The sequence below is a fragment of the Sphaerisporangium sp. NPDC051011 genome (genome assembly GCF_040653595.1).
Lineage (GTDB): Bacteria > Actinomycetota > Actinomycetes > Streptosporangiales > Streptosporangiaceae > Sphaerisporangium.
Genome location: NZ_JBFAGG010000010.1, coordinates 296,786 through 321,473, shown reverse-complemented (window position 1 = coordinate 321,473; position 24,688 = coordinate 296,786). Strand labels below are relative to the sequence as shown.

The 24,688-nt window shown below is 68.2% G+C and carries 21 protein-coding genes; 13 read left to right on the top strand and 8 right to left on the bottom strand.

From position 1 onward, the window contains the following. Positions 1 to 61 precede the first annotated feature (61 nt). The gene (locus AB0H21_RS24645) at positions 62 to 514 is read right to left on the bottom strand and encodes a DUF1801 domain-containing protein (RefSeq protein WP_358520568.1); all 453 of its coding nucleotides are present in this window, start codon (positions 512 to 514) and stop codon (positions 62 to 64) included. A 125-nt stretch (positions 515 to 639) separates the two neighbouring features. Beyond that, positions 640 to 1,209, bottom strand: coding sequence for a TetR/AcrR family transcriptional regulator (locus AB0H21_RS24640; RefSeq protein WP_358520565.1), 570 nt, complete (start codon positions 1,207 to 1,209; stop codon positions 640 to 642). 74 nt (positions 1,210 to 1,283) lie between these two features. Between AB0H21_RS24640 and AB0H21_RS24635 the strand changes: the two genes are divergently transcribed. The 3 genes from AB0H21_RS24635 to AB0H21_RS24625 all read left to right on the top strand — a co-directional run bounded on the left by AB0H21_RS24635 (position 1,284) and on the right by AB0H21_RS24625 (position 3,802). Then, the gene (locus AB0H21_RS24635; RefSeq protein WP_358520563.1) at positions 1,284 to 1,793 is read left to right on the top strand and encodes an FBP domain-containing protein; all 510 of its coding nucleotides are present in this window, start codon (positions 1,284 to 1,286) and stop codon (positions 1,791 to 1,793) included. 333 nt (positions 1,794 to 2,126) lie between these two features. Further along, a complete protein-coding gene (locus AB0H21_RS24630; protein WP_358520560.1) occupies positions 2,127 to 2,579 on the top strand; it encodes a hypothetical protein in 453 nt (150 codons plus the stop codon). 236 nt (positions 2,580 to 2,815) lie between these two features. Beyond that, positions 2,816 to 3,802, top strand: coding sequence for a M23 family metallopeptidase (locus AB0H21_RS24625; RefSeq protein WP_358520558.1), 987 nt, complete (start codon positions 2,816 to 2,818; stop codon positions 3,800 to 3,802). A gap of 118 nt (positions 3,803 to 3,920) precedes the next feature. On the opposite strand, the gene AB0H21_RS24620 is transcribed toward AB0H21_RS24625, so the two are convergent. The 5 genes from AB0H21_RS24620 to AB0H21_RS24600 all read right to left on the bottom strand — a co-directional run bounded on the left by AB0H21_RS24620 (position 3,921) and on the right by AB0H21_RS24600 (position 12,767). Beyond that, positions 3,921 to 5,195, bottom strand: coding sequence for a glycosyltransferase (locus tag AB0H21_RS24620; RefSeq protein ID WP_358520555.1), 1,275 nt, complete (start codon positions 5,193 to 5,195; stop codon positions 3,921 to 3,923). Continuing rightward, a complete protein-coding gene (locus tag AB0H21_RS24615; RefSeq protein ID WP_358520647.1) occupies positions 5,192 to 7,414 on the bottom strand; it encodes a glycoside hydrolase domain-containing protein in 2,223 nt (740 codons plus the stop codon). Before AB0H21_RS24615 ends, AB0H21_RS24620 begins: the two co-directional genes overlap by 4 nt. A gap of 249 nt (positions 7,415 to 7,663) precedes the next feature. Next, entirely contained in the window at positions 7,664 to 10,447 is a 2,784-nt protein-coding gene (locus AB0H21_RS24610) for a bifunctional YncE family protein/alkaline phosphatase family protein (protein WP_358520553.1), read from the bottom strand. Positions 10,448 to 10,452: 5 nt separating this feature from the next. Beyond that, complete coding sequence (locus tag AB0H21_RS24605) at positions 10,453 to 11,808, bottom strand: ABC transporter permease (RefSeq protein ID WP_358520551.1); 1,356 nt, start codon at positions 11,806 to 11,808, stop codon at positions 10,453 to 10,455. Further along, complete coding sequence (locus AB0H21_RS24600; protein WP_358520549.1) at positions 11,805 to 12,767, bottom strand: ABC transporter ATP-binding protein; 963 nt, start codon at positions 12,765 to 12,767, stop codon at positions 11,805 to 11,807. The genes AB0H21_RS24605 and AB0H21_RS24600 overlap by 4 nt, the downstream gene beginning before the upstream one ends. A gap of 574 nt (positions 12,768 to 13,341) precedes the next feature. Here AB0H21_RS24600 and AB0H21_RS24595 point away from each other — a divergent pair. Next, positions 13,342 to 13,686, top strand: coding sequence for a hypothetical protein (locus AB0H21_RS24595; RefSeq protein WP_358520548.1), 345 nt, complete (start codon positions 13,342 to 13,344; stop codon positions 13,684 to 13,686). Between the two features lie 773 nt (positions 13,687 to 14,459). Here the strand turns inward: AB0H21_RS24595 and AB0H21_RS24590 are convergent. Next, positions 14,460 to 15,236, bottom strand: coding sequence for an IclR family transcriptional regulator (locus AB0H21_RS24590; RefSeq protein ID WP_358520545.1), 777 nt, complete (start codon positions 15,234 to 15,236; stop codon positions 14,460 to 14,462). A gap of 221 nt (positions 15,237 to 15,457) precedes the next feature. Here AB0H21_RS24590 and AB0H21_RS24585 point away from each other — a divergent pair, with 221 nt between their 5' ends. The 9 genes from AB0H21_RS24585 (at position 15,458) to AB0H21_RS24545 (ending at position 24,551) form a co-directional block, all read left to right on the top strand. Beyond that, on the top strand, positions 15,458 to 16,486 hold the full coding sequence (locus AB0H21_RS24585) for a threonine/serine dehydratase (protein ID WP_358520543.1): 1,029 nt from the start codon (positions 15,458 to 15,460) through the stop codon (positions 16,484 to 16,486). 8 nt (positions 16,487 to 16,494) lie between these two features. Continuing rightward, positions 16,495 to 16,887 (top strand): Rid family detoxifying hydrolase, encoded by a 393-nt coding sequence (locus AB0H21_RS24580; RefSeq protein WP_358520540.1) that lies wholly within the window; start codon positions 16,495 to 16,497, stop codon positions 16,885 to 16,887. A 41-nt stretch (positions 16,888 to 16,928) separates the two neighbouring features. Next, positions 16,929 to 18,335, top strand: a complete 1,407-nt coding sequence (locus AB0H21_RS24575; RefSeq protein WP_358520537.1) for an FAD-dependent oxidoreductase — start codon at positions 16,929 to 16,931, stop codon at positions 18,333 to 18,335. Between the two features lie 91 nt (positions 18,336 to 18,426). Then, positions 18,427 to 19,326 (top strand): transporter substrate-binding domain-containing protein, encoded by a 900-nt coding sequence (locus tag AB0H21_RS24570; RefSeq protein WP_358520534.1) that lies wholly within the window; start codon positions 18,427 to 18,429, stop codon positions 19,324 to 19,326. A gap of 46 nt (positions 19,327 to 19,372) precedes the next feature. Next, positions 19,373 to 20,341, top strand: a complete 969-nt coding sequence (locus AB0H21_RS24565) for an amino acid ABC transporter permease (protein WP_358520532.1) — start codon at positions 19,373 to 19,375, stop codon at positions 20,339 to 20,341. Next, positions 20,334 to 21,101 (top strand): amino acid ABC transporter ATP-binding protein, encoded by a 768-nt coding sequence (locus AB0H21_RS24560; protein WP_358520530.1) that lies wholly within the window; start codon positions 20,334 to 20,336, stop codon positions 21,099 to 21,101. The genes AB0H21_RS24565 and AB0H21_RS24560 overlap by 8 nt, the downstream gene beginning before the upstream one ends. Positions 21,102 to 21,169: 68 nt before the next feature. Next, positions 21,170 to 22,093, top strand: a complete 924-nt coding sequence (locus AB0H21_RS24555) for a U32 family peptidase (protein WP_358520527.1) — start codon at positions 21,170 to 21,172, stop codon at positions 22,091 to 22,093. Then, complete coding sequence (locus AB0H21_RS24550; RefSeq protein ID WP_358520525.1) at positions 22,090 to 23,580, top strand: aldehyde dehydrogenase family protein; 1,491 nt, start codon at positions 22,090 to 22,092, stop codon at positions 23,578 to 23,580. Before AB0H21_RS24555 ends, AB0H21_RS24550 begins: the two co-directional genes overlap by 4 nt. Before the next feature lie 65 nt (positions 23,581 to 23,645). Then, a complete protein-coding gene (locus AB0H21_RS24545) occupies positions 23,646 to 24,551 on the top strand; it encodes a dihydrodipicolinate synthase family protein (protein WP_358520522.1) in 906 nt (301 codons plus the stop codon). Positions 24,552 to 24,688 lie beyond the last annotated feature (137 nt).

The following is a 24,688-nucleotide window of genomic DNA, read 5'->3' as shown; positions in this document are numbered from 1 at the left end:
CGCACCGAGGGGGGGCGTCCGACGACGGCTCCTCGCGAGTGTGGTCGGCGCACGCCGTGATCTACGGTTGTGGTGCTGGTTCACCCGCTTTGTTCAGGCCCTTGTGCACCCGGACCGTGCGGTCGACGAGCTCGCGCAGCACACTCTCGTCGACGTCGTCGAGCCGTTTCAGGTAGAGGCATCCCTTTCTGGTCTTGTGCGGGCCCAGGCGGGCGAGCACCGACGCGTGCCGTTCTTCGAACCCGCCCACCAGGTAGACGACGAGATGCTGCTTCCGCGGCGAGAAGCTCACCAGGGGCCAATCACCCGTTCGCCCGCTCTTGTAGGTGTAGCGGTAGGAGCCGAAGCCGACGATGCTCGACCCCCACATCGCCGCCGGCTCACCGGTCACCTCGCGCAGAATCGCGCACAGGCGCTCCGCGTCGGCCCGCCGGCGCTCGTCGGGCACCGCGCTCAGGAAATCGCCCACCCCGGCGCCGGTCGGCACCGTCACCGGCTGCTTCGATGTCACCACGCGCTCATGCTCGCACGCCGGTACGACAAATCTCGTCCGTGCGCCCTCTGGTAGCGGACGTCCCTCCGCGTGAGCGGGGATGGACGGCCGCCGGGTCCTGCATGATCCTCTCGACCGCGGGAGCTTCAGGCCGGCTCCCAGTTTCTGAGGAGGGTGTCCAGGGCGTCCAGGGTTCTGGCCCAGGAGGCGTCCACGTCGCGCGGGTGGGTGCGGAACCTGCCCCCCGTCTCCAGGGTCACGTACCCGTGGAACACGCTTCCCAGCATCCGTACCGCATCCGTCTGGTCGGGTTCCGGCAGTCCGTATCCGCGCAGGATCGCCCGGGTCATCTCCGCGTGCCGGATCGCCGCGCTCGCGATCGCCGTCTCCGGGTCGAGATCGATCTGCATCGCGGCGTACCGGCCCGGATGCTCTTTCGCGTAGTCCCGGTAGGTGTTCGCGAAGGCCACCAGCGCGTCCTTGCCCGCACGGCCCGCCAGCGCGGCGGCGGCCTTGTCGGCGAGCTCCGCCAGGGCCAGCGCCGCCACCCTGACCCTCAGGTCCCGCACGTCCTTGACGTGGGAGTACAGGGCCGCGGGCTTGACGCCGAACCGGCGCGCGAGCTCCGAGACGGTCACGTTGTGAAAGCCGATCTCGTCGGCCAGCTCCGCCGCCGCCTGGGTCAGGCGTTCCGCCGTCACTCCCGCGCGTGCCATGCGCCCCCTTCTCGTCTTCTTACAGGGTTTAAGTAGTTGCATACTACCTTTAAGGGCGACTAGCCTCCCCGCTCATGAGACCGGTCACCGAACACGACATCCGCGCATCGTTCGTCAACTGCTCCAAGGGAGAGGCCAAGCGGCTCGACCTCCCCAGGGACCTCGCGGACCTGCCCTGGGCAGACCTCGACTTCCTCGGCTGGCGAGATCCGGGCGCGCCCGAACGCGCCTACCTGGTAGCCGAAAGCGACGGGGAACGCGACGGCCCCCTCGTCGGAATCGCCCTCCGGGTGACGTCCGGCGCGCCGCGCAACTTCACCACCCGCAGCATGTGCTCGCTGTGCCTGACCACGCACACCAGCGGCGGCGTGGCGCTGATGACCGCGCGCCGGACCGGCGAGGCCGGTCGTCAGGGCAACTCGGTCGGGCAGTACCTGTGCATCGACCTCGCCTGCTCCCTCTACACGCGCGGGAAGAGGGAGGCCGCGGGGGGCGGAGTCATCGACGAGTCCCTCACCCTGGAGGAGAAGATCGCCCGTATCCGGGCAAAGCTGGATGCCTTCCTGGCCAAGGTGGTCGGGTAGGAAATGGACCCGAGCCGGCAGTGGCGCATCGCGTGCGATACTGCCTGCTCAGCGGCATCAAAGGCGCCGATGCGGCGAAGGGGAACGACTCGGATGGGCTTGGAGGCAGAGAGCAGACCGTCCGATTCGCCGTACATCGAGCGGGTCTGGCGGAGCAACAGCGACGACGTCGGCCGGATGACATCGATCGCCGGAGTCCATTGGGATCTGGTCTTCTGGAAGCACCGCGGCCAGGTCCACGCGTCCGTTCACGGGCCTGAGTCGAAGGCGAGCCCGGCCCCCGTTCCCTAGGACGCCACCTTCTTCGGCATCCTCTTCTCGCTCGGCACGTCGATGCCCCATCTTCCGGCAAGCCGGCTCGTCGACGGTTTCGCCGAGATCCCCGGCGTGTCGCGCGGATCGTTCTGGCTGAAGGGTTCCACCTGGAGCCTGCCCGACTACGACAACGCCGAGGTGTTCGTACGGCGCCTGGCGCGTGAGGGCGTTCTGGTCCATGACCCGCTCGTCGCCGAGGTGCTCCGCGGCGCGGTGCCGGACGTGTCCGACCGGACCGTCCAGCGGCGCTTCGTGGCGGCGACCGGGCTCACGCGCGGCGCCATCCGGCAGATCGATCGTGCCAGGCAGGCGGCGATCCTCCTCCAGGAGGGCGCGCCAGCCCAGGACGTGACCCACCGGCTCGGCTACTTCGACCAACCGCGCTCCCTGACCCGCTACATCGGACGAACCGCCGCGCAGTTGACCGCGAACGACCCATCGGAACCGCTGTCACTCCTCTACAAGACCTGAGCCCCTCCGGCCACCTCATCGTCTACGCCCGCCGCGCCTGACCGCACGTTGACGACAAGGGGCGGATGCGCGGCGAGAGGAAGGCCGCAAAATTTCACGTCAGCGGGGATTGATGAAGAGAACCTTCGGAGTTATGTTCGCGATCGACCCGTCCTTTCTTGTTGGCGGCGAGATGTCGGAATGTCCTCTGACGGCGACCTCTCCCCTCCGCCGAGCTTGATCACCATGCCGCCAACATGGTTTCCGTCGCCGCGGGACTCATCGACATCAAGAGCTGGGCGCCTTCTCGTACCCCCCGTACGCGCCTGTTCAGAGAGGTGAGCATGCCCGAAACCGGCAGCCCGACCTGGCCGAACACCCTCAGATCCGCGATCACCGTCCTGCTGGTCACAGTTGTGGGAGCACTGCTTCCCCAGGCCGCCTCGGCGCAGCGCACCGGCGTCCTGGCCGTGTCCCACAAGAGCCCGTTCACCTGCGGGAAGACCTTCTACGCCAACAACTGGTCCCCCGGCCACAGCCCATCGGGGGCCATCGACTGGCAGAACTATGGCGGCGACGACATCAACGGTGAAACCGTGCGCGCCACCGCCGCGGGCACCGCGTACTTCAACGACGCGGGAAGCACGAGCTACGGCAAGTGGGTGGAGGTCCGTCACAGTGACGGCACCAGCACCCGGTACGCCCACCTCGCGACCATGGCCAAGGCGGCCGGCGGTTCGATGAGCGTCGGCCAGGGCACCCCGATCGGGACCGTCGGCTCGACGGGCGGCTCCACCGCCCCGCACCTTCACTACGAGCAGCGGACCTCCGCGGGCGCGGTGGACACGAGCCCGACCGTGGACGGTGTGACCGTGTCTCTGGGCCAGAAGAAGACCGTCACGAGCACCAACTCCTGCGGCGGCAACCCCTACACCCCTGAGGAGGTCTGCGGCGGCGGTTACGCGGTCATCGACTCGGCCGCCCTCACCGGGGGCCGTACGTACCTGCTCTACAACTCGGGCAACGGCTACAACTGCGTCGTGACGCTGAAGACGACGAACGTCGGCTCCGCGTCGGCGGTGTCGGCGTTCCTGGAGCCACAAGGGGAGAGCCGGACGACCGACTCGGGCAGCTACGGCTACTACGCGGGGCCTGTCAGGCGCGACGCGGCCACCCAGTGCGTCAAGTGGGGCGGCTCGGTCGGCGGCAGTTCGTACACGAGCCCCTTCGAACACTGCGGTTGAGCACTCGTCCCGCGGTCGCCTGCGAACGGAAGCCGGCGAGCCTCCGTTCGCAGGCGATCAGAACGGCCGGGGTCGGACGTCCGGGCGGACCGGAGTCCGTGGGCGGATCGTGGCCGGGTCAGCGGACCCCGTCGGCGGGCGTCTCCCGCGGGAACAGGCTGTCGAATACTTCGGCACGGTCGAAGGACAGGGCGCGGGCGCGGGCGCGAAGCTCCAGGTCCCGCCGCTCGGCGGCGGACATGTCCAGGACAACGCGGTCCACGGTCGCGGCCAGACCGGCGATGTCCCCGGGCTCGACGACGACGGCGGTGTCGCCGACCGCCTCCAGGGTCCCGCCCGTCGTCGTGGTGATGATCGGTCCACCGCCGGACAGCATCTTCTCGGCCAGGGCGATGCCGAACGTCTCGACGAAGTCGGGCTCGGGCTTGGTGGGCAGGGTATAGGCCGCGCAGCCGCGCATGAGCAGCGGCTTCTCCTGGTCGTCGACATCGGTGAGGAAGATCACCCGGTCGTCCTCCTTGGCCATCGCGCGCACGTGCTCCAGCGCCGGCCCGGTGCCGGCGACGACCAGTTTCACGCGCGACCGGCAGCGCATCTGACCGAAGGCGATCAACAGGTCGTAGATCCCCTTGGCCCGGGCCACCCGGGACAGGAACAGGATGTACCCGTCACGCTCCAGGCCGCGTCGCGCGAGTGCGGCGTCCACCTGCGCCGGATCCGGGTCGAGAAACGCGGCGGAATCGATCGGCGGGTAGCTGACGGTCACGCGGCGCCGGCATTGTTCGGCGAACCGGGTGCCGGAGTGAGCGTCGACCTGCTCGGCCGAGGCGATGATCTCTTCCCGGGTGTACTCGGAGACCGCGACGACCTCGTCGTTGGCCAGGAATGTGGTGAACAGTACGGTCGCCGCGCCGAACCGGCCTTCTCGCAGGCACGACCGGATGACGTTGGTCACGTCGGATCCGACCGCTTTCGCGATGGTGTGGACGTTGGGCGCGAACCCGGCCGCCCGCGCGGCGGTGACCGCGTCCGTGACCACCGTGGTGTGCGGGACGAGGTACATGGACAGGCAGGTCGTGGGGACCGGTTCGGCGAGCAGCTCGACGAGGCGGCCGGTGAGGCCGGCCAGGTGGCGCCCGTCCGGCACCCGGTAGTCCCCCACCGGCTCCGGCCGCTCCACGGTGATCCCGGCGCTGTACGGCAGCAGCCGGTCCAGCGGCTTGAGCGGTAACCCGGCCGCTTGCAGCGCCGGAATCGGCCAGGTCAGCAGCACGACATCGTCGAACCCGCGGGTCAACGCGACTTCGGCGAGATTACGGGCTTCGCCGGAATGACCACAGATGACCGGGTCAGCCCTGACCACGATGACGAGACGGCGACGGGGGTGGGTCATCGCTCTTCCTCCGGTGTCACGGACGGATCGGAAAGGGACGGCGGCCGGATCCTCCGTCCCCACGCGGACGGCCCCGGGCCCAGCCGCAGGTGCAGGAGGCCGCCGCGGTGCACGGTGGCGGCGTTCAGGTGCGTCGCGTGCACGGGCTTGCCGTTGAGGGTCGCCGACTGGACGTACTGCGCCGGTGGATCATGATCGATGCCGTCGACGCCGATCGGTGTCTCGCGGTGCCCGCTGGTCTCGATGACGAACTCGTTGCCGCCGATCCGGAGCACGGCCCGGGCGAACGCGGGGGCGTTGATGAGGAACAGGTTCTGACCGGCGACCGGGAACAGCCCCAGCGAGGCCCAGACGTACCACGAGCTCAGGCCGCCGGAGTCGTCGTTACCGGGCAACCCGCCAGACCCGGTACCGAACTGCCAGGTCAGCGCCGCGTGCACCACCTGGGCCGTGCGGTCGGGCCGGCCCGCGTAGTGGTACGCCCACGGCGCCTCCATGTCGGGCTCGTTGTTCAACCCCTCGAAGCGGTTCAGGGCGTATCCGGCCGCCATCTCCGCCGCACGCGGGCGCCGGCCGGGCTGCTGTACCGGTGCGGCGCCGAAGCCGAAGAACCTGTCCAGCTTGTCGATGAAGGCCCCGTCGCCGCCGGCCAGGGCGATCCTCGCGGCCATGTCGTGCAGCAACCGGAACGAGTAGTTCCACTTGCCGCCCTCGTAGAACTCCGAGTCGCGCAGCAGTCCCGTGCTCGGGTCGAAGGCGTTGGACCACTGGCGGCCGCGGTCCTCGAGATCGTCGGCCAGGTGGTGGTCGTTCAGCGCCCGGGCGACCTGTGCCGTGCAGTGGTGGGCGTAGGCGAGGTCGAGCGTGTGGGTGATCGGGTGCACCACTCCGTGCTCGAAGAAGTCCTCGCCGTACAGACGGCGCAGGTCGTCGACCATGTGCACGAGCGCCCAGTTCCAGTCCAGGCCCGGCCGGCCGAGCGCGTGGGCGTCGGTCAGCGCGATGTGCGCGAGCGCGCTGGCCTGGCGGAAGAACCGGTCGGCCCCGCGGGCCATCCGGTATCCGATCGGGAAGTTGCCTTCCTCCTCGCAGACCCGGATCAGCGACTCCAGCAGGTCCATGGCGCGGTCCGGGACGATGGCCGCGAGCAGCGGGATCTGGGTCTTGTAGATGTCCCACATGGTGCACACGTCGAACGCGTACGGCCCGGGGTTCGGCCAGAACGGGCTTTCGTCGTCGGCGACGCACGGCTTGATCAACGAGTGGTAGAGCGCCGTCGCGAACACGGTGCGGCGGGCCGGCGTGCCACCCTCGACCTGCACACGATCGAGGTGCTCGCTCCAGCGGGCCTGGGTACGGGAGCGCACCGCGTCGAACGCCGGCCGTGTGCCCCCGCACTCGCGCTCCAGGTTCTGCCGCGCCTGGTCGCACCCGCGCAGCGAGAACCCGAGCCGTACCTCGACGGTCTGCCCGGGCGCGGCCGGGCCCATGAAGAGCATGCCGAAAGGTCGCAGCGTGGTGTGCCGGATGCTGTCGAAGTCCAGGCGGGTGCCGCCGTCGATGAGCCGCCGGTCGTACCAGAGCATCTGCCGCCAACCCGGGCTGTCGACGTCCACGTCCACGTATACCGACAGCGGGACGCCCTCCATCACCACCGTGCCCTGCGCCCGGCCCTGGCCCATGCCCTCCACCTGTGCCCGCAACGGCACGGTACGGCCCTGTTCGATGGCCAGGCCGCCACAGGACAGATCGACCACCACACGGGCGCTGCCGTGCTCCGGAAACGTGTACCGATGCACCGCGACCTTGGTGCCCACGGTGAGCTCACAGCGAATCCCGGTGTCCAAGGTGGCGGCGTAGTAACCCGCCTCCGCCACCTCGTCGTGCAGCGGCCAGGCCTCGCCCAGCACGTCCAGTGGCTGCACCATCGGAGTGACCCGGACGTAGTTGTAGTACTTGCGGATCGCGCCGGTGCCGGACTGCTGGAAGTGGGTGAACCCCGACGCCTGTAGCCGCTCGAACATCTCCTCGGGCACGCCCTCGGTGTTCTTCGTGTACCGCCCGTACCCCGTCGGGTACGCGCCGGAGTAGGCGCAGGCCGACACCATGCCCAGCGGCGACGTGGCACCCGGATGCGTGTTGCCGACCTGGGGTTTCGGCCACCACCAAGTGGCGGCGAGACCGCGCGCCCGAGGCAGGTCGGTCGCCGTGGTGCCGATGAAGGGATCAACATTGTAGAGGATGGCGGGACTCTATCGGGCGCCGTCCCACCATTGGGTTTCGGCGAGGTGAAATCATCCCTCTGTCCAGCATGTGCGCGCGATCTTGACGGTACCGACCACCCGGATTCGACTACGGCCATCCTGCGACCAGGTGAATCGTAGGACCGCCGGCTGCGCGGTTCTCGCAGGCGGACGGCCCGCCGGGATCCCCGGCGGGCCGTTGCCGTTGTGCGCGTCGTGCGAAGATCAGCCGTCGGATTCCGGCGCCGGCAGGTAGCCGCCGGGGACCTCGTCCGGGGTGAAGATCTTCTCCTCGCCCGGGTAGGGCGTGGTCCAGTCGTGCGCCTGGTACCAGGTGAAGTGGTTCATCAGCGCGGGGTTGGCGGAGTCCGCGACCGCGTTCGACCCGCTCAGGTGCTGCTCGTTCTGCCAGGCGGTCCAGACGTCGATGATGTGCTGCGTCTCGGCGGACACGGCCGACGCCTTGGCCGCCGCGGGAGCCGCCGAGGCGGCCGCCGCGGCCGGGGTGTCGTTGCCGCAGGCCGGCGGGGTGGACAGGCCGTTGGTGAGCGGCACCTGGTTGGGCACCGCGTCGAACGGCGTGAAGTCGGGCTTGTTGGTGAAGGCCTCGCTCATCGGGGTGGCGGCGCTGTCCTTCTGGTTCATCGGCTGGATCCCGAGGATCTGCTCGATGGTGCGGATCATGGTGATCTGCGTGTAGTAGTTGCTGTCCACGTTGCCGTGCTGGGCCCACGGGCTGATGATCTGCACCGGGCCGCGCGCGCCGTCGACGTGCTCGACGCCGTCCTGGGTGTCGTCCTCGATCACGAAGATCGCGGAGTCCTTCCACCACTTGCTGTGCGAGATCTTGTCGACGATCTTGCCGACGGCCAGGTCGTTGTCGGCGACCTGCGCGACCGCGTTCGGCGCCCCACCCGTGTGGTCGCTGGAGAGCCAGAACATGTTGAGGTTGGCCGGGCCGTTGGCCTCGAAGTCACGCTTCCAGATCTCGTACCGGTAGATGTCCGGGATCTGGAGGTCGTACTTCGGGTACGAGTGCACCGTGATGTCGTTGAGCGACGGGATCGGCGACTGGGTGTCCGACTTCAGGGTGGTGTCCTGACCGGTCGCCGCCATGTTCCGGGCATCGCAGTAGTACTTCTGCCACGACGCGCCGGACGGCTTGGTCAGGAACTGGGTGAACTCCCCGAAGTTGCGGGCGGTCTTGCCGGCGGCCTGGGCACCGGTCCACAGGAAGCCGGAGCGCTGGTGGCCCAGCGCGTCGTCCTCCGTGTCGTAGCTGCGCTGGTACTCGCCGGCGCTGGACTCGGTGTACTCCGGGTTGTCGGCCTGCATCAGCCAGTTGTGGCCCTCGGCGGAGTTCGTGCCGATGTCGTAGGTGTTGTCGTAGAGACCGAACTGACGCGCGAGAGCGTGCTGGTTCGGGGTGACCTTCTCCCCGAACTGCGCCAGCGACGGGTCGCCGTTGCCGCGCGGGTCGTCGCCGAACACCTGGTCGTAGGTGCGGTTCTCCTTGACCAGCAGGAAGACGTGCTTGATGGTCGACAGGTCGCCGAGGCGCTTCGGGACCGGCACGGCGTGCTGGGAGTTGCCCCGAGCCTGCTTGACGTCGTTCTTGCCCCAGCCGTTCTGCTCGAAGACCGTGTCCGTGGACTTGGAGATCTCCCGGTCGGACGGCAGGCGGAACCGGGTCAGCGAACCGGTCGAGTCGTGGGTGTTGTGGCCGGTGGCCGGGTTGGTGCCGGCACCCTTGCTGATCGTGCGCGTCGGGCCGCGCTCGCCGATGCCGCGGAGGTTGGTGACGACCACGTCGTCGCCGACGGTGGTCACCTCCTCCGGGTAGTAGTCCGTCGGGAGCAGGCCGACGAAGCTGACCGGCTCCTGCGGCCTGCTGTACCGGTAGACGGCGACCGCGTTCGCCCGGCCGAGGGTGACCAGCAGGTGACCGTCCTCGGTCAGGGTCACACCGTTCGGCGCGTAACCGACCTCGGCCTCCGGCCACGGCTGGGTGGCGATCGTCTGGACGACCTTGTCCTTGGCCGTGTCGATGACCGAGACCGTGTCGTCGAACGTGTTGGTGACGAAGAGCACGCCACGGGCGGCGTGCATCGCGGTCGGGTGCAGGCCGACGTCGATGGAGCGGACCGCCGCCGCCGTGTCGGCGATGTTGATCACGCTCACGGTGCCGGTGGTCGTCGCACCCGTGACCGGGTTGGCCGGCACCTGGGTGCCGTAGGAGTTCATCGTCGTCTCGCCGGGCTTGGCCGGGCGGCCGCCCTCGTTGCTGACGTAGAGCTTGCTGCCCACCAGGGCCAGGCCACGCGGCGCGGTGCCGACGGTCCAGCTCTGCTGGATCGCGCCGGTCGCGGCGTCGATCGCCACGACGCGGTTCTGGCCGTTGACGGCGGCGTACACGGTCTTGCCGTCAGGGGTGAAGACCGCCTGGGCGGGCAGCGCCTTCTTCGAGCCCTGCGCGGCGATGGTGACGAACGTCGGGGTGCCGAGGGTGCCGTCGGCGTTCACCGGGAAGCGGTTGAAGCCGTCGATCTGCGGCAGCCACAGGGTCTTGCCGTCCGGAGAGTAGGCCGGCCCCTCCTGCCCGACGTTGTTGTTGGAGATGCGCACACCGGCCGTCGAGGCGGTCCCGGCCTGCTGCAGCACCTTGTAGTTCTGGAGGTCGACGATGGTCAGGGCGATCGAGCGGTCGTTGGTGAGCGCCGCGAGAAAGCGACCGTCCGGGCTGACCGTCGAGGCGAGGAGCTTGCCGTTGTCGACGAGCAGGCGCTCACCGATCGGCTTGATGATCTGGTCGCTGGCGAGTTGCAGGCCGGACTCGTACGTGGAGCCGACCAGGTTGGTGCCGAACACCTCGGTGGAGGCGTAGGCGATGCCCCCGCCGGCGACGGCGATGGCTACGGTGCCGGCCGCCACCACGCGGATCCGGCGGCTGATGCGTCCATCGAGGAGCCCGAGACGGCTCTTCGGCACACGCTGACGCTTGACGTGCATGAATTTCATTCCTTCGGAGTGCTAGCGAGCAGGTCGACATTCCCGTCGAACTGCCACAGGGGGTTGGGCGCGTCTCCGGTCGGAGTGCGCACCTGGAAGTAGCCGTTGACCTCCTTCGGTCCGTCTCCGTCGGCGACGTACCGCCCGTCCGCGGTGACGTCGAGCTGGTAGATGGCCGATCCCACGGCGGTCGCGCCGGGGAGGTGCCAGGTCACGACACACCGCCAGTCGTTGCCCGCTCCCTCGTCGGCGACCCGGGAGCCGCCCTTGTCACAGGACGCGGTGGCCCCCATCTGGGCCTCCGTGACGTCCGGGCGATTGAGCTCACGCGTCTGCAGCCGGTAGAGGTGGGCGAACACCGTGGCGAGCGAGTTCTGCACCTTCACCTTGTCGATCCCCGAGCCCGTGGCCGGGGTGGCACCGGCGATCACGCCGAACGTGAGGGCGACGACCGCGACCAGCGGCAGGACCGCCGCCACGAGGACCTGCCGGCCCGACCCGTCGTAGGTCAGGTCGGTGAAGTCGCGGCGCAGGAACAGGCGGTAGGCCAGTGCCGTGGCGATGACCGCCCACACGAGGCTCACCACGAAGCCGATGAGGAGGGGGCCCGCCTGCGCCGGGCTGGTGAAAAGCCCGCGCCAGGCGAGGAAGGCGTGGCTCGGCAAGGACAGTTGCACGGCCACCGGCAGCGGGAGAAGTTGCGCGAGCTGCAGCACGAAGGCGAGGAGCGCGGGCATCAGCAGACCCATCGGGGAGCGGCCCAGGGCGACCGAGCCGAGGAGGCCGACCGCGGCGAACGCCAGCGTCGGCGCCAGCGCGCAGGCCCACGCGAGCAGGACCGTACGGGCCGCGTCCGCCGGGGCGAGCAGATGGCCGTCCAGGCCGGCGAGCGGATGGTCGCCGACCGCGGCCAGGCCGCCGGCGATTCCCGACGCGGCCAGCCCGGCCACGAGCAGCAGGATCACGGTGAGGCTGGCAAGGGTCTTCGCCACGAAGATCCGCCGCGGGGAGCGCACCGCCACGAGGAGATGGCGCCACGTGCCCAGCCGGTCCTCGACGGCGAAGACGTCGCCGGCGACCAGCGCCGTCAGCAGCGGGAGCGCCCAGCTGCACGAGAAGTCCAGCACGACCAGCGACCCCGCCCAGCCGGTCGCGTTCATCCAGCGGCCGAAGACCGTGTCGGCGGGAAGCGTGCTCTGCAGGCTCACCGCGGCCACGAAGACCGCCGGGCCGATCCAGCATGCCGCGAGCAGCAGGCGGATCCGCCACTGGGAGAGCAGTTTGACCAGCTCGAACCGGTAGCCGTGCAGCACGGGCGCCGGCCGGGCGGCGGCCCGGGGTTCGGTGACGGTCGCGGTCATCGCATGTCCTCCTGGTCGGTCTGCGCGGGCACGGTGGCGGTCCCGGTCAGGGCCAGGAACGCGGCCTCGAGCGGCGCCACCACGGGCCCCAGCTCCCGGAGCGCCACGCCGGCTCGCACGAGCCGCACGACCAGCTCGTCGAGGGCCGGCACCGGCCCGCGGACGACGACGTCGGCGTCCAGCCGTTGACCGGGGTCCCGGGGCACGACGCGGAGCCCGGGCGTCTCCGACGCCAGCCGCTGGGCGGCCGCCGGGTCGGAGGTGACGAGCCGGTAGTCGAGCTCGCCGCTCTCGGCGGCGAGTTTGCTCAGCGGGCCGGAGAAGACGACCCGTCCGGTGGCGAGGATGGTGACGTCGGAGCACAGCGCGGCGAGGTCGTCCATCCGGTGGCTGGAGAGGACCACCGCGGTCCCGTCCGCGGCGAGTCCGGTGATGACGCGGTGCACGTGGTGCTTGCCGGCGGGGTCCAGGCCGTTGGCCGGTTCGTCGAGGACGAGCAGGCGCGGCTTGGTGAGCAGCGCGGCGGCCAGCCCGAGCCGCTGGCGCATCCCCAGCGAGAAGCCCCGGACACGGTCGTCGGCGACGTCGGTGAGCCCGACCTGCTCCAACGCGTCGTCGACGCCGGCGGTGCCCCCTGCGTCGTACCGGCGCAGTGCCGCCAGGGCCGAGAGGTTCTGCCGAGCGGTGAGCGAGGGATAAAGCCCCGGTCCGTCCACGAAGCCCGCGACGCCGTCGGGTACGGCGAGCGTCCGCCCGACCGGCGTACCGAGGATCTCCAGGCTGCCACTGTCCGCGACCGCCAGGCCCAGGAGCAGACCGAGGAGCGTCGTCTTGCCCGCGCCGTTCGCGCCGACCAGGCCGTGAACCTGCCCGCCGGCCACATCGAGGTCGACGCCGTCGAGTGCGACCACATCACCGAAGGACTTCTTGATCCCGCGAGCCCGGACTGCGGAGGTCATGTGCATGTCGGTCTCCCTTAGCTGGATCCTCAGCAAGAGGAGAACCTAGAGATCGCGGTTTGCCTTGGTACGGCGCACAGTCGAACGTTGGGCAAACCCCACACAACCCGGCGATACGCCATATAAAGCACTGATACGTGACGTAATGCGTCGATATGCCACTTAACCGGGTGATATGCCGCATAACCTGGGTCAATGCGCTCTGGATCTCACGCCGGGCGCGAGGCGGCTCAGGACACCGGAGGTGGTGGCGCCTCCGATGGAGTTGCGGGAGGAAGGGCATCAGCGCCTGTGCCCCTACCCTGGGGCTGCCGCACCGGCCGAACGGTCACGGAGGATCGGGAGATCTTGAAACAGCGGACCTTCCTCGCCGCCCGCATCGACCAGTGGTCACGAGAGCACCCCAGACTGCTGGATCTCACCCTGGCCGGCTTGATGTGGCTGGTCTTCGGCCTGTTGATCGGGGCTGCCCGCCTTCCTCATCGCCACCGCGGGCGTCCTCCCGCTCGCCGTACGGCGACGCTTCCCGACCGCGGTTCTCGCCTCGTCGGCCGCGGCCTTCGCCGTTCAGCTCATGATGGTGGCGATTCCGTTACCGGCGAACATCGCGCAGGCGATCGTCGTCTATACGGTCGCCGCGCACGTCGAGTCTCTGCCGATCCGCCTGCTCGCCCTCGGTGCCGCGCTCGCCGGCAGCGTGCCGGCCGGCTTTCGATGGAGCACCCCGCCCGAATACCCGGCGAACGTGTTCAAGAACGCCGCGGTCCTGGGGATCCTGTGTTTCCTGGTCTGGGTCATCGGCAATCTCGTCCGCGGCCACCAGGCCAACATGTGCGATCATGTACGGCGCTCGGCTTTTACATTTTGCGTAGCCTATCAATCGCTTTCAGGATTTCGGCCCGATTGCCGGCGCTCTTGAGCCATGCCGGTAGCCGTTCAAGCAGTGTGAACGATTCGACACCCTCGGACCGGAGAGACGCCCCCTGTGCGGGACTCCTCAACACCCGTTCACGGAGATCTGCGGCGATGTACCCCTCCAAAAGCGCGAGATGACGAAGGTTGTACGCCCACAGGACATTGCTACAACACGCCGTCTGCAGCCAGAGTGGGAGCCCGAAGAAGGGATCGTGAGCCGAGCCATCGCGAGTGATCACGCCTGAATTCCAGGTGCGGAGACGCCCACACTTTTTGCAGAGGAAGCGGCGTTCGCCACGGAGCGGGGGACGACTCCGCTCGTTGACCAGGGTGATCACGAGCGACCGACTTGCGCACTCAGGGCAGCGAACAATGATCTCGTCCGTGAAGTTGAACCATCCATCCCCTGGGTCACGGAATCGCACGTACGAGACCATATCAAGATCGAAGCATTCGGCCCCCACCACGTGCCGTGCCATGGCCTCTTGCCGACCGTCGACTGTGGCCCGCGCCGCGGCCCTCCTCGGAGATGAGCCGAGAGGGTGCGGGTTGTAAGGGGTCATCCCCTCGCCGGTCCCCGAAGGGATGCCGGACCAGGAGATGACCCCCGTGATCTTTACGCATTCGGAGTGGTCTCACTGCTGGACGCGTAAGAGGGAATGATTGACCAGAGAGGTCGCATGCCCAGCCGGACCGATCACTGCGGCACTTTCGGTGTAACGCGATAGAGCCGGTGTTCTTCGCGGTGCGAAGCCGCCCGCCGACGGACGTATTTCCCTAAGCCCGCGAGAGGGACGCGTCGAGTCCCAGATTCGCGCTCAGTTGCTGCGCTCCGGAGACGACGAGCTTGCGGAGTTCTTCCGCGTGCTCGTCGTTCCAGCGGGTGGCCGGGACAGAGATGCTCATTCCGCCGATCACCGCACCCGTGGAGTTGTGAACGGGCGCGGCGACGCAGAAGACGTCAGGGTTCGACTCGCACTCGTCCCAGGCGACTCCCTCGATGCGGATCCGGTCCAGAGCTTCGTGTAACGAGTCTGTTGTGGCGATGCTCTTCGGGGTCATGACCTTGAGTGGTTGACCGAAGGGGTACAGCTCGTGGAGCCGGTTCTCGTCCTGGAACGCGAGGCTGACCTTTCCCACTCCGGTCAGGTGAGCCGGGAGTCGGCCACCGATGGAAGAGAGCAGTCGCACGGTGTGGATCGTGTTGATCTGGACAACGTAGATGACCTCGGTGCCGTCGAGTAGGGCGATCTGGACTGTCTCGCCGCACTCGTCTGCCACACGCTGCGCGCACTGCTTGCCGATCTCAGCAAGGTCCATGTCGCGCTCGAAGCGCTTGCCGAGCTCGAAGGTCCGCATGCCGAGCCGGTACGCCGAGCCGCCCGCGTCCTGGATGAACCCTTTGGCTTCGAGCGTCTTGACGAGCTCGTGGACGGTTGTGCGCGGCAGATCGAGAGCCGCCGCGATCGCCGGCGCGGTGAGCTGAGGCTCGCGAGCCAACAACACCAGGATGTCCAGCCCTCGCGTCAGTGCCGGGACGAGCCGAGTCGCCATTGAACTCCCAATCTTTCGCCGAGTCTGAATGAACAACCGTTGACATCAGTTCTTCACGCCAGGTATCGTTCGAGAACCCGGACGATGTTCGATATTTCGAACAGTGTAGTTCGCGTAGTTGTCAGAACGCAAGCCTCCTGGTCAGAAGAGAACAGGTTGGCGAGCGAGTACCGCAAGCGGCTTTGCAGGCCGGGCGCGTCAATCCTTGCTGAGGTGCAGTGATGATCGCAGCGACCACCGGCGTCAACAGCGCTCCTGGGCCGCACATCGACGCCGCATTGGTCGATGCGGCGGAGCGTTACCTGGCCGACTTGGTCTTGCGGTCGCCATGCGAGTACTCGCCTGCCCTGTCGGACCGGCTCCGCCGGCGGATCTGGCTCAAGTGGGAGCTGATGCAGCCCACGCGCAGCTTCAAAGTGCGAGGTGCGCTGAACAAGATGCGTCACCTCGCCGAGACGAACGACGGACCGCTCCGCGTCGCGACCGCCTCGACCGGCAACCACGGACTCGCCTTGTCCTACGCCGCACGCATCCACGGAGCGATCCCGGTCGTGTTCGCACCACCGGGCGCGAACCCGGCCAAGATGCAGGCGATCCGGGAGATGGGCGGTGAGATCCGCACCGTCGGCACGGATTGGCAGACGGCCTACGCCGTGGCCCTTTCGGCCTCCGCGGAGGAGGGCATGAGCTACGTGCACTCCTTCGACGACCCGTACATCATCGCCGGGCAGGCGACGGTGGGCACGGAGATCGCCGCGCAGGTCCCCGATGTGGCAGCCGTGCTGGTCCCCATCGGTGGCGGCGGCCTGATCTCCGGCGTCGCGACCGGCCTGCGGCTGCGCGGTTCGGCCGCGCAGGTCATCGGCGTGCAGCCGGACGGGGCCGACTCCATGGGACAGTCGCTGGCCGCGGGGAAACCCATCATGATCCCGCCGTACACGACGGTCGCGGACGGTCTCGGCTCGCGGCAGCCTGGCGACCTTACCTTCGCCATCACTCAGGCGCTCGTGCGGGAGGTCGTCGCCGTCCCCGACACGGCGACCGTCGACGCCATGCGCTGGGTCCTCTCCGCTGAACGGTTCCTCGTAGAGCCGTCCTCAGCGATCACCGTGGCTGCGCTCGCCGACCCGGGTCTCGACCTGCCCGATGGTGACGTCGTCTGCGTGATGAGCGGCGGGAACGTCGATCCCGCGCTTCTGGCCGCCGTGCTCGGTGAGCACAGGCCGCCTACCCCTTCCGGAAAGGAATGAGAGCCCGGATGAACAGCTCGGCAAGCCGCGTGGACGTTGTCTCCACCGCCGCCGCTCCCGAACCGGCCGGTGCCTACTCACAAGGCATCGTCGTCGGCGACTTTCTCTTCACCTCGGGTATCTTCGGGCTCGACCCGGAGACGGGCCGGCTCCCCGAGTCGGTCGAGGATCAGACGCGCCAGACACTGCTGAACATCGAGGCGGTGCTCGCGGCGCGCGGGTTGTCACTGGCAGACGTCGTCAAGGCCACTGTCCACCTGCAGGACGTGAACGGCGACTTCGACGCCTTCAACCGCGTCTACGAGTCGATGTTCGAGGCGCCCTATCCCGTGCGCACCACGGTCGGCAGCGACCTCCGCAACCTGCTCGTCGAGATCGATGTGGTCGCCCGCCTGCGCTGAGGCGCCCAACCCCGAACACGAAATACCCAGTTAGGCACGAAGTGAACTCTCTCGAAGGCAGCCAGATCGACTACGAGGTCGTCGTGGTCGGCGGCGGTATCGCCGGGCTCGTCGCGCTGTGGACCCTGCGCGACCGACAGGCTCTCCTCCTGGAAGCCGACGAGCGCGTCGGCGGCCGCATCAAGTCCGTGCAGCACGGTGAGTATTGGGCGAACCTCGGTGCTCAGGTCTACCCGCACGCCGACTCCCACATGGGCAAGATCGGAGCCGAGCTCGGCCTGAACGTGCGTGAGATCAAGGGCTCACTCACCGCCATCGGACTGCGCGACCGCATCACGAACGTCGCCAGGCCCGAGCTCCTTCCGTTCGTCCTCAAGCTGACCCTGCGCGAGCGGGTCGCCATGATCCGCGCGGGACTGAAGGTCATGAAAGGCATCCGGGACATCAACCGGATCGAGCACCGGGTCCCGACCAGCGAGCAGGAGGAGCAGGAGCAGCGCATCGCGCTCACCGGCTTCGAGTGGAATCGCACCTTCGCCGACTACGTTCGCGGCGCGACCGGATCGGTGCGCGCGCTGTTCGAGTGCATCTCCCGGCGAACCGCAGCAGACCTCGATGAGGTCTCTGCCGGCGCGGCGCTACTGGTCTGCGCACACGTGATGGGCCCCAAGGACGCCGCCGCGGCGACGGCCGGCGTCGTGATGGGCGGCACCGAGCAGGTGGTGCACGGGCTGCGCGAGCGGCTCAGCGACCAGATCGTCACCAGTGCCCCGGTGACCCGGGTGACCGACCGAGGCGACCATGTCGTCGTCACCTACGAATCGGAGGGCGCGACCCGGCAGGTCACCGCGCGCACGGTCGTCGTGGCGACGCCGGCTCACATCACCCGCCAGGTCGTGGAGGCGATTCCAGCCGACCTCGATGCGGCGCTCGGCTCGATCACGTACGGGATGTACCTGAGCATGGGCATCTTCACCGACGAGCACACGCCGCTCTCGATCGACGACGTCTACGCGATCACGACGCCTGGACACGAGATCGACTTCCTGTTCAACCACGCGCAGATCCTGCGCGACGGCGAGCGCCGGAAGTCCGGCGGAAGCCTGATGTGCTACCGCGGTGGCCCTCGTGCGGTCGAGCTCGGCGAGGAGAGTGACGAGGTCATCCGCGACACGTTCCTCCGGTCGGTCTACGAGCTCATTCCGGAGCTGCGCGGCCACGTGGTCAAGACCGTCGTGCAGCGGTGGCCGCTCGGCAACGTCTACGGCGCTCCAGGTCAGGCGCGTAAGGACGCGCAGGCCGTCTTCGAGCACGGCTTTGGACATGACCGAATCGTTCTCGCCGGCGAGTACTTCGAGCCGATCAGCGGCATGGAGCCGGCGGCACGCGCCGCCGTCCGCGCCGCGGAGCAGGCAGTCCGCGGCCTCACCACGCTGTCGGCTGGATAAGGCAACCGCTCGACGCCCCCACAGATTTCTCGGATGACTACGCACGCGGGTGCATGCATCTACCAGCAGTTCCATCCACCCAAGGAGAAAGATGTCCCATAAGCTCGTGCCCCTGGCGGCCACCACCGCCGTCGCACTCTTCGCCCTGACCGCCTGCGGAACCGGCGGCTCCAGTGACGCGAGCGCGTCCGACAAGGGCACCACCGACACGTCCGCCCCGCTGTACAAGGACGTGCCCGAGAAGTTCCGCGATGGCATCACCATCGCCATCCAGCAGAACGCCCCGCCGCTGTCGTTCAAGGCCGAGGACGGCTCGACTCAGGGCCAGGAGCCAGAGCTGCTCAAGGCGCTCTCGAAGCAGCTCGGCGTCCCGATCAAGATCACCCCGACCTCTTTCGAGAACGAACTGCTCGGACTCGACGGTAAAAAGTTCGACTTCGTCGGCCAGACGGCCATCACCGCCGAGCGCGAGCAGAAGTACAACCAGGTCTCCAACTTCGTCGACGGCTACAGCTTCGTCGCCCTGGACGACAGCGCCGATCTAGGCACCGACGAGATGGACCTGTGCGGTCACACCCTCGCCACCCAGTCGGGCGACCAGTCGAGCGTGTTCCTGCAGGACCTGTCCAAGAAGTGCGCGAGCGCCGGCAAGAAGGAGATCAAGCTCGTTCAGCTTCCCTCCCTCTCCGACGAGTACGTCACCGTCGCCAGCGGTCGCGCCGAGGCCGCCATCGAGCCGCTCTCGGTCATGGCCTACTTCCTCAGCCAGAAGGACCAGCAGCTCGGCAAGTCCTGGAAGAAGACCGGCCCGACCGTTCTCCCCGTCCTGGTCGGGTACTCCTTCCTGAAGGACTCGCCGCTTCCGGAGCTGATCCAAAAGGGCGTGCAGGCGCTCATCGACGACGGCACCTACGCCGAGATCATGAAGAAGCATGGCCTCGAAGCCAACATCGCCACCGAGGCCCACCTCAACCCGGCACCGCTGTCCTAACCGACGCCGCGAACCGTTCATCAGGATGCACGAGACGGAGACTGACGTGGATCGACCCAATGAAGGGGCGGCCGGTCCGAGCGGACGCGTAGCGCTCCATGACCCCGGCAATGGCCGGGCACACACCGCGGAACGCACCGAGGACCTGCAGCTTCCGACCCGGTCGCGGCGTGGGTACGGCGGCATCGCCGCCGCCGTACTCGCCTCGCTCGTGATCATCGACTTCGTCCAGAGCTTCGCCCGCAACAAGGTCGTGGGCTGGAGCGTCGTCGGCGACTACCTCTTCGACCACCGCATCCTGGAGGGCGTCGGCCGGACCATCGGCCTCACCTTCGTATCCATGGCACTCGCTCTCGTCATCGCAGTGATCATCGCGATCATGCGGCTGTCGGAGAATGCCGCGCTGCGGCGGATCGCCTCCGGATACGTGTGGTTCTTCCGGTCCATGCCGATCCTGGTACTGCTGATCGTGACCTTCAACCTCGCGCTGATCTACCCGGAGGTCACGATCGGCATCCCCGGTGGCCCGACGCTGTTCTCGGCGTCCACCAACGACCTGATCACGCCCTACTGGGCCGCCGTGATGGCCTTCTCGATCAACGAGTCGAGCTACGCGTCGGAGATCCTCCGCACCTCGATCCTCGCGGTGGCGAAGGGGCAGACCGAGGCCGGCATGGCGCTGGCCATGAACTCGCGCCGGATCTACGCCCGCATCATCCTGCCCCAGGCCATCAGGATCGCTGTCCCGCCGCTGGGCAACGAGACCATCAAGATGCTGAAGGAAACCTCACTCGTCGCCTTCATCTCGGTCTTCGACCTGATGTACACGGTGCAGTCCATCTACCAGGTCAACTACAAGATCTTCCCGCTGCTGATGGTGGCGACCATCTGGTACATCGTCCTGGTCTCGATCCTGTCCTTGATCCAGGCCGCCGTGGAACGCCGCCTGCGCGGCTCGCGCCGTTCGGTCGGCATGGCCTGGCGCCGGGCGAAGAGAGAAGCCACCAATGGCTGACCACGTCATTCGTGCCGTCAACCTGTCCAAGAAGTTCGGTGACGACCTGGTCATCGACAACGTCACGCTCGAGGTCGAGCAGGGCCAGACGGTTTGCATCATGGGTCCCTCCGGTGCCGGCAAGACGAGCCTGCTTCGTTGCCTGAACCACCTCGAGAAGCCGAGCGCAGGCTCGGTCTTCATCGACGGAGAGATGCTGGGCTACGAGCACAAGGGCGACCACCTGCTGGAGCTGCCGAAGCGCAAGATCGCCTATCAGCGGCGACAGGTCGGCATGGTGTTCCAGTCCTTCAACCTGTTCCAGCACATGACGGTCATCCAGAACGTCATGGAGGCGCCGGTCGGCGTCCTCAAGCTCGACAAGAGGGAGGCGCGCGAGCGCGCCGAGGAACTCCTGGCAACTGTCGGCCTGGCTCACAAGGCCGACGCCATGCCGCACCAGCTCTCCGGCGGCCAGCAGCAGCGCGTCGCGATCGCTCGCGCCCTCGCGATGCGGCCGAAGGTGATGCTCTACGACGAGCCGACCTCCGCGCTCGACCCGGAACTGGTCAAGGAGGTCCTCGACACGATGCGGAAGCTCGCCGAGTCCGGGATGACGATGATCGTGGTCACCCACGAGATCGCGTTCGCCCGCGAAGCGGCTGCCCGAGCGGTCTTCATGGAGCAAGGCCGGATCGTCGAGGACGGGTCCGTCGACCAGGTCTTCAACAACTCCTCGAACCCCCGGATCAGGGACTTCCTCGGACACGTCCTCGCCTGATGTTCCCGCGCGCCCTGATCGACCCGTTCGTCCCGCGAGCGCCACTCCCACACGACCGAAAGAACCTGATGTCTACCTCAAGTGACCTGAACCGACTGCTGGACTCGTGGAGCAATCCGGGCCCCTCGCAGCAGCGCTTCACCGACGGCGGTGAGTACCGCGTCGAGATCCCGAGCGTCGAAAGCCCCGATGCGATGCGGCTCATCGTCGAGGAGTGCGCAAAGTACGGTGTACCGCTCCACCGCGTGTCGCAGGGAAGCGGCATCACCGTGCTGACCGACGCCGTCCTGCGCGAGTACGTCGCCATCGGCGCCGACGCCAACGTCGAGGTCTGCCTCTTCGTCGGCCCCCGGGCCCGGTGGGACGGCGCCGCCGCCTCGGCGCTCGTGCCGGACGGCAACATCTTCGGTGCTCGGCACGTCGGCCTGGGCAGCCTGCGAGCCGCCTGGGAAGACGTCCAGCGTGCCGTCGACGCGGGCCTGCGCAGCCTGCTCGTCTCCGACGAGGGACTCATCCGACTGATCGGCGACGCCAAGCAGTCCGGCGATCTACCCGCCGACCTGGTCGTCAAGGCATCTGCCCTCATGGGCATCGCCAACGCGGTCGGAGCGCGCGAACTCGCGCAGGCCGGAGCGACGTCTCTCAACATCGCCACCGACACGACCATCGCCGACCTCAGCGCCTTCCGCGCCGCCACCGACGCCGCTCTCGACATCTACATCGAGGGCATGGACAACCTCGGCGGGTTCATGCGCTACCACGACATCGGCGATATCGTGCGCATCGGCTCCCCGGTGTTCCTCAAGTTCGGGCTCAAGAACGCTCCGAACATCTACCCGGCCGGCGGCCACATCGCCGACCTGGTGGTGTCCTCGGCGTCTGCGCGAGTCCAGCGCGCCGTCGCCGGCATGGAGCACCTGAAGCGCTCGTACCCCGAAGCGGTCGCCTCGCCCGTCGATGGCGAGCGTGCCGGCGTCCCGGTGCGCGCATGACCGTTCACACCGAGCCCATCTACGCCACGACCGACGTCGCAGATGTCGGACGGCGTGCTCACAACGCCCAGGCGGCGTACGCCGAACTGTCGCTCCCAGCACGCATCGAGCTCCTGCGGGCATGGGCGCACGCCGTGGAGCAGGCACAACCCGAGCTGGTCGATGTCGCCGCCGACGAGTCCCACTTGCCGCGTCCGCGGCTGGAGGGCGAGGTGGCGCGCACCGCGAGCCAGTTCCGTCAGATGGCTGAGGTCCTCGCCGACGGCGCCCCGCTCGAGGCGACCATCGATTCCCCGAACCCGGCACTCGTACCGCCACGTCCCGACCTCCGTCGGGTGAACGTCGCAGTCGGGCCGGTTGCGGTCTATGCCGCATCCAACTTCCCCTTCGCCTTCGGCGCTGCCGGGACCGACACCTCCTCTGCCCTCGCGGCCGGGTGCGTGGTCGTGGTCAAGGCGCACCCACTGCAACGGCGCACTGCGAACCTGAGCGTCACGTTGCTCCGTCGCATCGCCGATGCCCACGGCCTGCCTGCCGACGTCGTCCAGGTGGTCCACGGATTCGGGGCCGGGCTCGCGCTCATCCAGGACCCGCACATCCGCGCCGGGGCCTTCACCGGCTCGACCGCCGGCGGTCGGGCTCTCTTCGACCTCGCCTCCGCGCGCCCGGACCCTGTTCCTTTTTATGGCGAGCTGGGCAGCGTCAATCCGGTGCTCGTGACCCGCGCCGCCGCGGCCACAGACGCCGAAGGGCTCGCCTCCGAGCTGGCCGGCTCGATCGCCGGCAGCAGCGGCCAACTCTGCACCCGCCCAAGCCTCCTGCTGGTGCCCGCCGACTCCGACGGCGACCGGTTCGCCACGCTGCTCGCCGAGGCCCTCACGGCGACGAGCCCGGGGCAGATGCTCAGCGACGACATCGCCAAGCGCTACGAAACCTCCGTCGCGACGCTGTCGACCCGGGCCGAGGTCCGGAGCGCGCTCGGACAGCAGGAGAACGGCGGTCCCCTACCGGCGCTCTGCACGGTTTCGGGAGCCGACCTGCTCGCCGACCCGAAGCCTTACCTCGAAGAGCTCTTCGGCCCCTTTGCGCTCGCGGTCCGCTATCAAAACGCCGAGGAGCTCGACGCGATCCTCGCCGTCCTGCCCGGCTCGCTCACGTTCACACTGCGTGGAGTCGCCGGCGACCCGGAGCTGACGCCCTCGATCGTGGCCACCGCCCGCCTGAAGGCCGGGCGGCTGCTCGGGGCGGGCGTCCCGACCGGCGTGAGTGTCACCGAGGCGCAGATGCACGGGGGCGCCTGGCCGGCGGCCACCTCGCCGATGCACTCGTCGGTGGGCACGCTGGCAATCCGCCGATTCCTCCGCCCGGTCGCCTACCAGGACTTCCCGACCGCACTCCTGCCCGCCGAGCTCAGGGACGGCAACCCGCTCGGGATCGCCCGTCGGGTCGATGGTCGCTGGATCGCGACTCACGCCGGCCTCGACTGACCACTCCAGCCAAAACCGGCCGACACCACCCACCCCGAACCCTGCCCAACGCCAGGAGAAGAGAAATGCCCGACGTCCTCACCCTCGAGGGGATCATCCCCGCGATCGCCACGCCCTTCACCGAGGGCGGTGCCGCGGTCGACGACGATGCTCTGCGCCGACTCGTCCAGTTCGAGATCGAGTCCAAGGTCGGCGGCATGATCCCGTGCGGCAGCACCGGCGAGTTCATGCACATGACCCACGAGGAGCGCAAGCACGTCGTCGAGGTCGTCATCGACGAGACCGCCGGCCGGGTCCCGGTCATCCCGCACACCGCCGCCCTCACCACCAAGGAGGCCATCGAGCTCAGCAAGCACGCCCAGGATGCCGGGGCGTCGGCGGTCATGCTGATCCCGCCGTTCTATGAGCCGAACATCTGGCCGGACCTGCTGGGCCACTACCAGGCCGTCTCGGACGCGATCGAGATCCCGATCATGTACTACCACATGCCGCACGCGAGCGGTCAGCATCTGACCCGTGAGCAGTTCGAGCAGCTCGCCGAGATCGAGAACGTCCGCTTCATCAAGGACAGCAGCGGTGACGTCCTGCTGTTCGACGAGCTCGTCCAGTACTCCTCGGACAAGGTGATCCCAGTCAACGGTGAGGACAAGTTGACGCTGCACGCCCTCGCCCAGGGTGGCCGCGCGTCCGTGTGGGGTTCGGCCACTTTCTTCCCCGGCCTCGCGGTCGAGCTCTGGGACGCCGTGGTCACCAAGCAGTCACTGGATCTGGCCAACGACGTGTGGCGTCGCATTTGGCCGATCATGACTGTGATCGGCGAGACCTCCTACCAGGCCGCCGTCAAGGCCGGCTGCGAGCTGGTCGGCGTCCCCGTGGGCGACCCGCGCCTGCCCATCAACCGTGCGCCGAAGGAGTTCTACGACAAGCTCGCCGACGTGCTTCGCGAGTCCGGCGTAACCTTCGCGGGCTGACCTGGCGGTAAGTGCAGCGGTCGACCCGAGCGCCGCATCGTCGACGAAGCCCTCCCCCGAGAACCGGGGGCAGGGTGTCGTCGGATACGACGTCACCTCGACCTCGGTCGGTCACGTCATCCTGTCTCGTGAGCCGA

Bases quoted from the DNA above. Each gene is read 5' to 3' on its own strand.
- AB0H21_RS24545 (WP_358520522.1), top strand. From the start codon at position 23,646: ATGCCCGACGTCCTCACCCTCGAGGGGATCATCCCCGCGATCGCCACG.
- AB0H21_RS24550 (WP_358520525.1), top strand. From the start codon at position 22,090: ATGACCGTTCACACCGAGCCCATCTACGCCACGACCGACGTCGCAGAT.
- AB0H21_RS24585 (WP_358520543.1), top strand. From the start codon at position 15,458: ATGATCGCAGCGACCACCGGCGTCAACAGCGCTCCTGGGCCGCACATC.
- AB0H21_RS24635 (WP_358520563.1), top strand. From the start codon at position 1,284: ATGAGACCGGTCACCGAACACGACATCCGCGCATCGTTCGTCAACTGC.
- AB0H21_RS24625 (WP_358520558.1), top strand. From the start codon at position 2,816: ATGGTTTCCGTCGCCGCGGGACTCATCGACATCAAGAGCTGGGCGCCT.
- AB0H21_RS24620 (WP_358520555.1), bottom strand. From the start codon at position 5,195: ATGACCCACCCCCGTCGCCGTCTCGTCATCGTGGTCAGGGCTGACCCG.
- AB0H21_RS24590 (WP_358520545.1), bottom strand. From the start codon at position 15,236: ATGGCGACTCGGCTCGTCCCGGCACTGACGCGAGGGCTGGACATCCTG.
- AB0H21_RS24560 (WP_358520530.1), top strand. From the start codon at position 20,334: ATGGCTGACCACGTCATTCGTGCCGTCAACCTGTCCAAGAAGTTCGGT.
- AB0H21_RS24555 (WP_358520527.1), top strand. From the start codon at position 21,170: ATGTCTACCTCAAGTGACCTGAACCGACTGCTGGACTCGTGGAGCAAT.
- AB0H21_RS24610 (WP_358520553.1), bottom strand. From the start codon at position 10,447: ATGCACGTCAAGCGTCAGCGTGTGCCGAAGAGCCGTCTCGGGCTCCTC.
- AB0H21_RS24640 (WP_358520565.1), bottom strand. From the start codon at position 1,209: ATGGCACGCGCGGGAGTGACGGCGGAACGCCTGACCCAGGCGGCGGCG.
- AB0H21_RS24600 (WP_358520549.1), bottom strand. From the start codon at position 12,767: ATGACCTCCGCAGTCCGGGCTCGCGGGATCAAGAAGTCCTTCGGTGAT.
- AB0H21_RS24630 (WP_358520560.1), top strand. From the start codon at position 2,127: ATGCCCCATCTTCCGGCAAGCCGGCTCGTCGACGGTTTCGCCGAGATC.
- AB0H21_RS24605 (WP_358520551.1), bottom strand. From the start codon at position 11,808: ATGACCGCGACCGTCACCGAACCCCGGGCCGCCGCCCGGCCGGCGCCC.
- AB0H21_RS24595 (WP_358520548.1), top strand. From the start codon at position 13,342: ATGATGGTGGCGATTCCGTTACCGGCGAACATCGCGCAGGCGATCGTC.
- AB0H21_RS24580 (WP_358520540.1), top strand. From the start codon at position 16,495: ATGAACAGCTCGGCAAGCCGCGTGGACGTTGTCTCCACCGCCGCCGCT.
- AB0H21_RS24570 (WP_358520534.1), top strand. From the start codon at position 18,427: ATGTCCCATAAGCTCGTGCCCCTGGCGGCCACCACCGCCGTCGCACTC.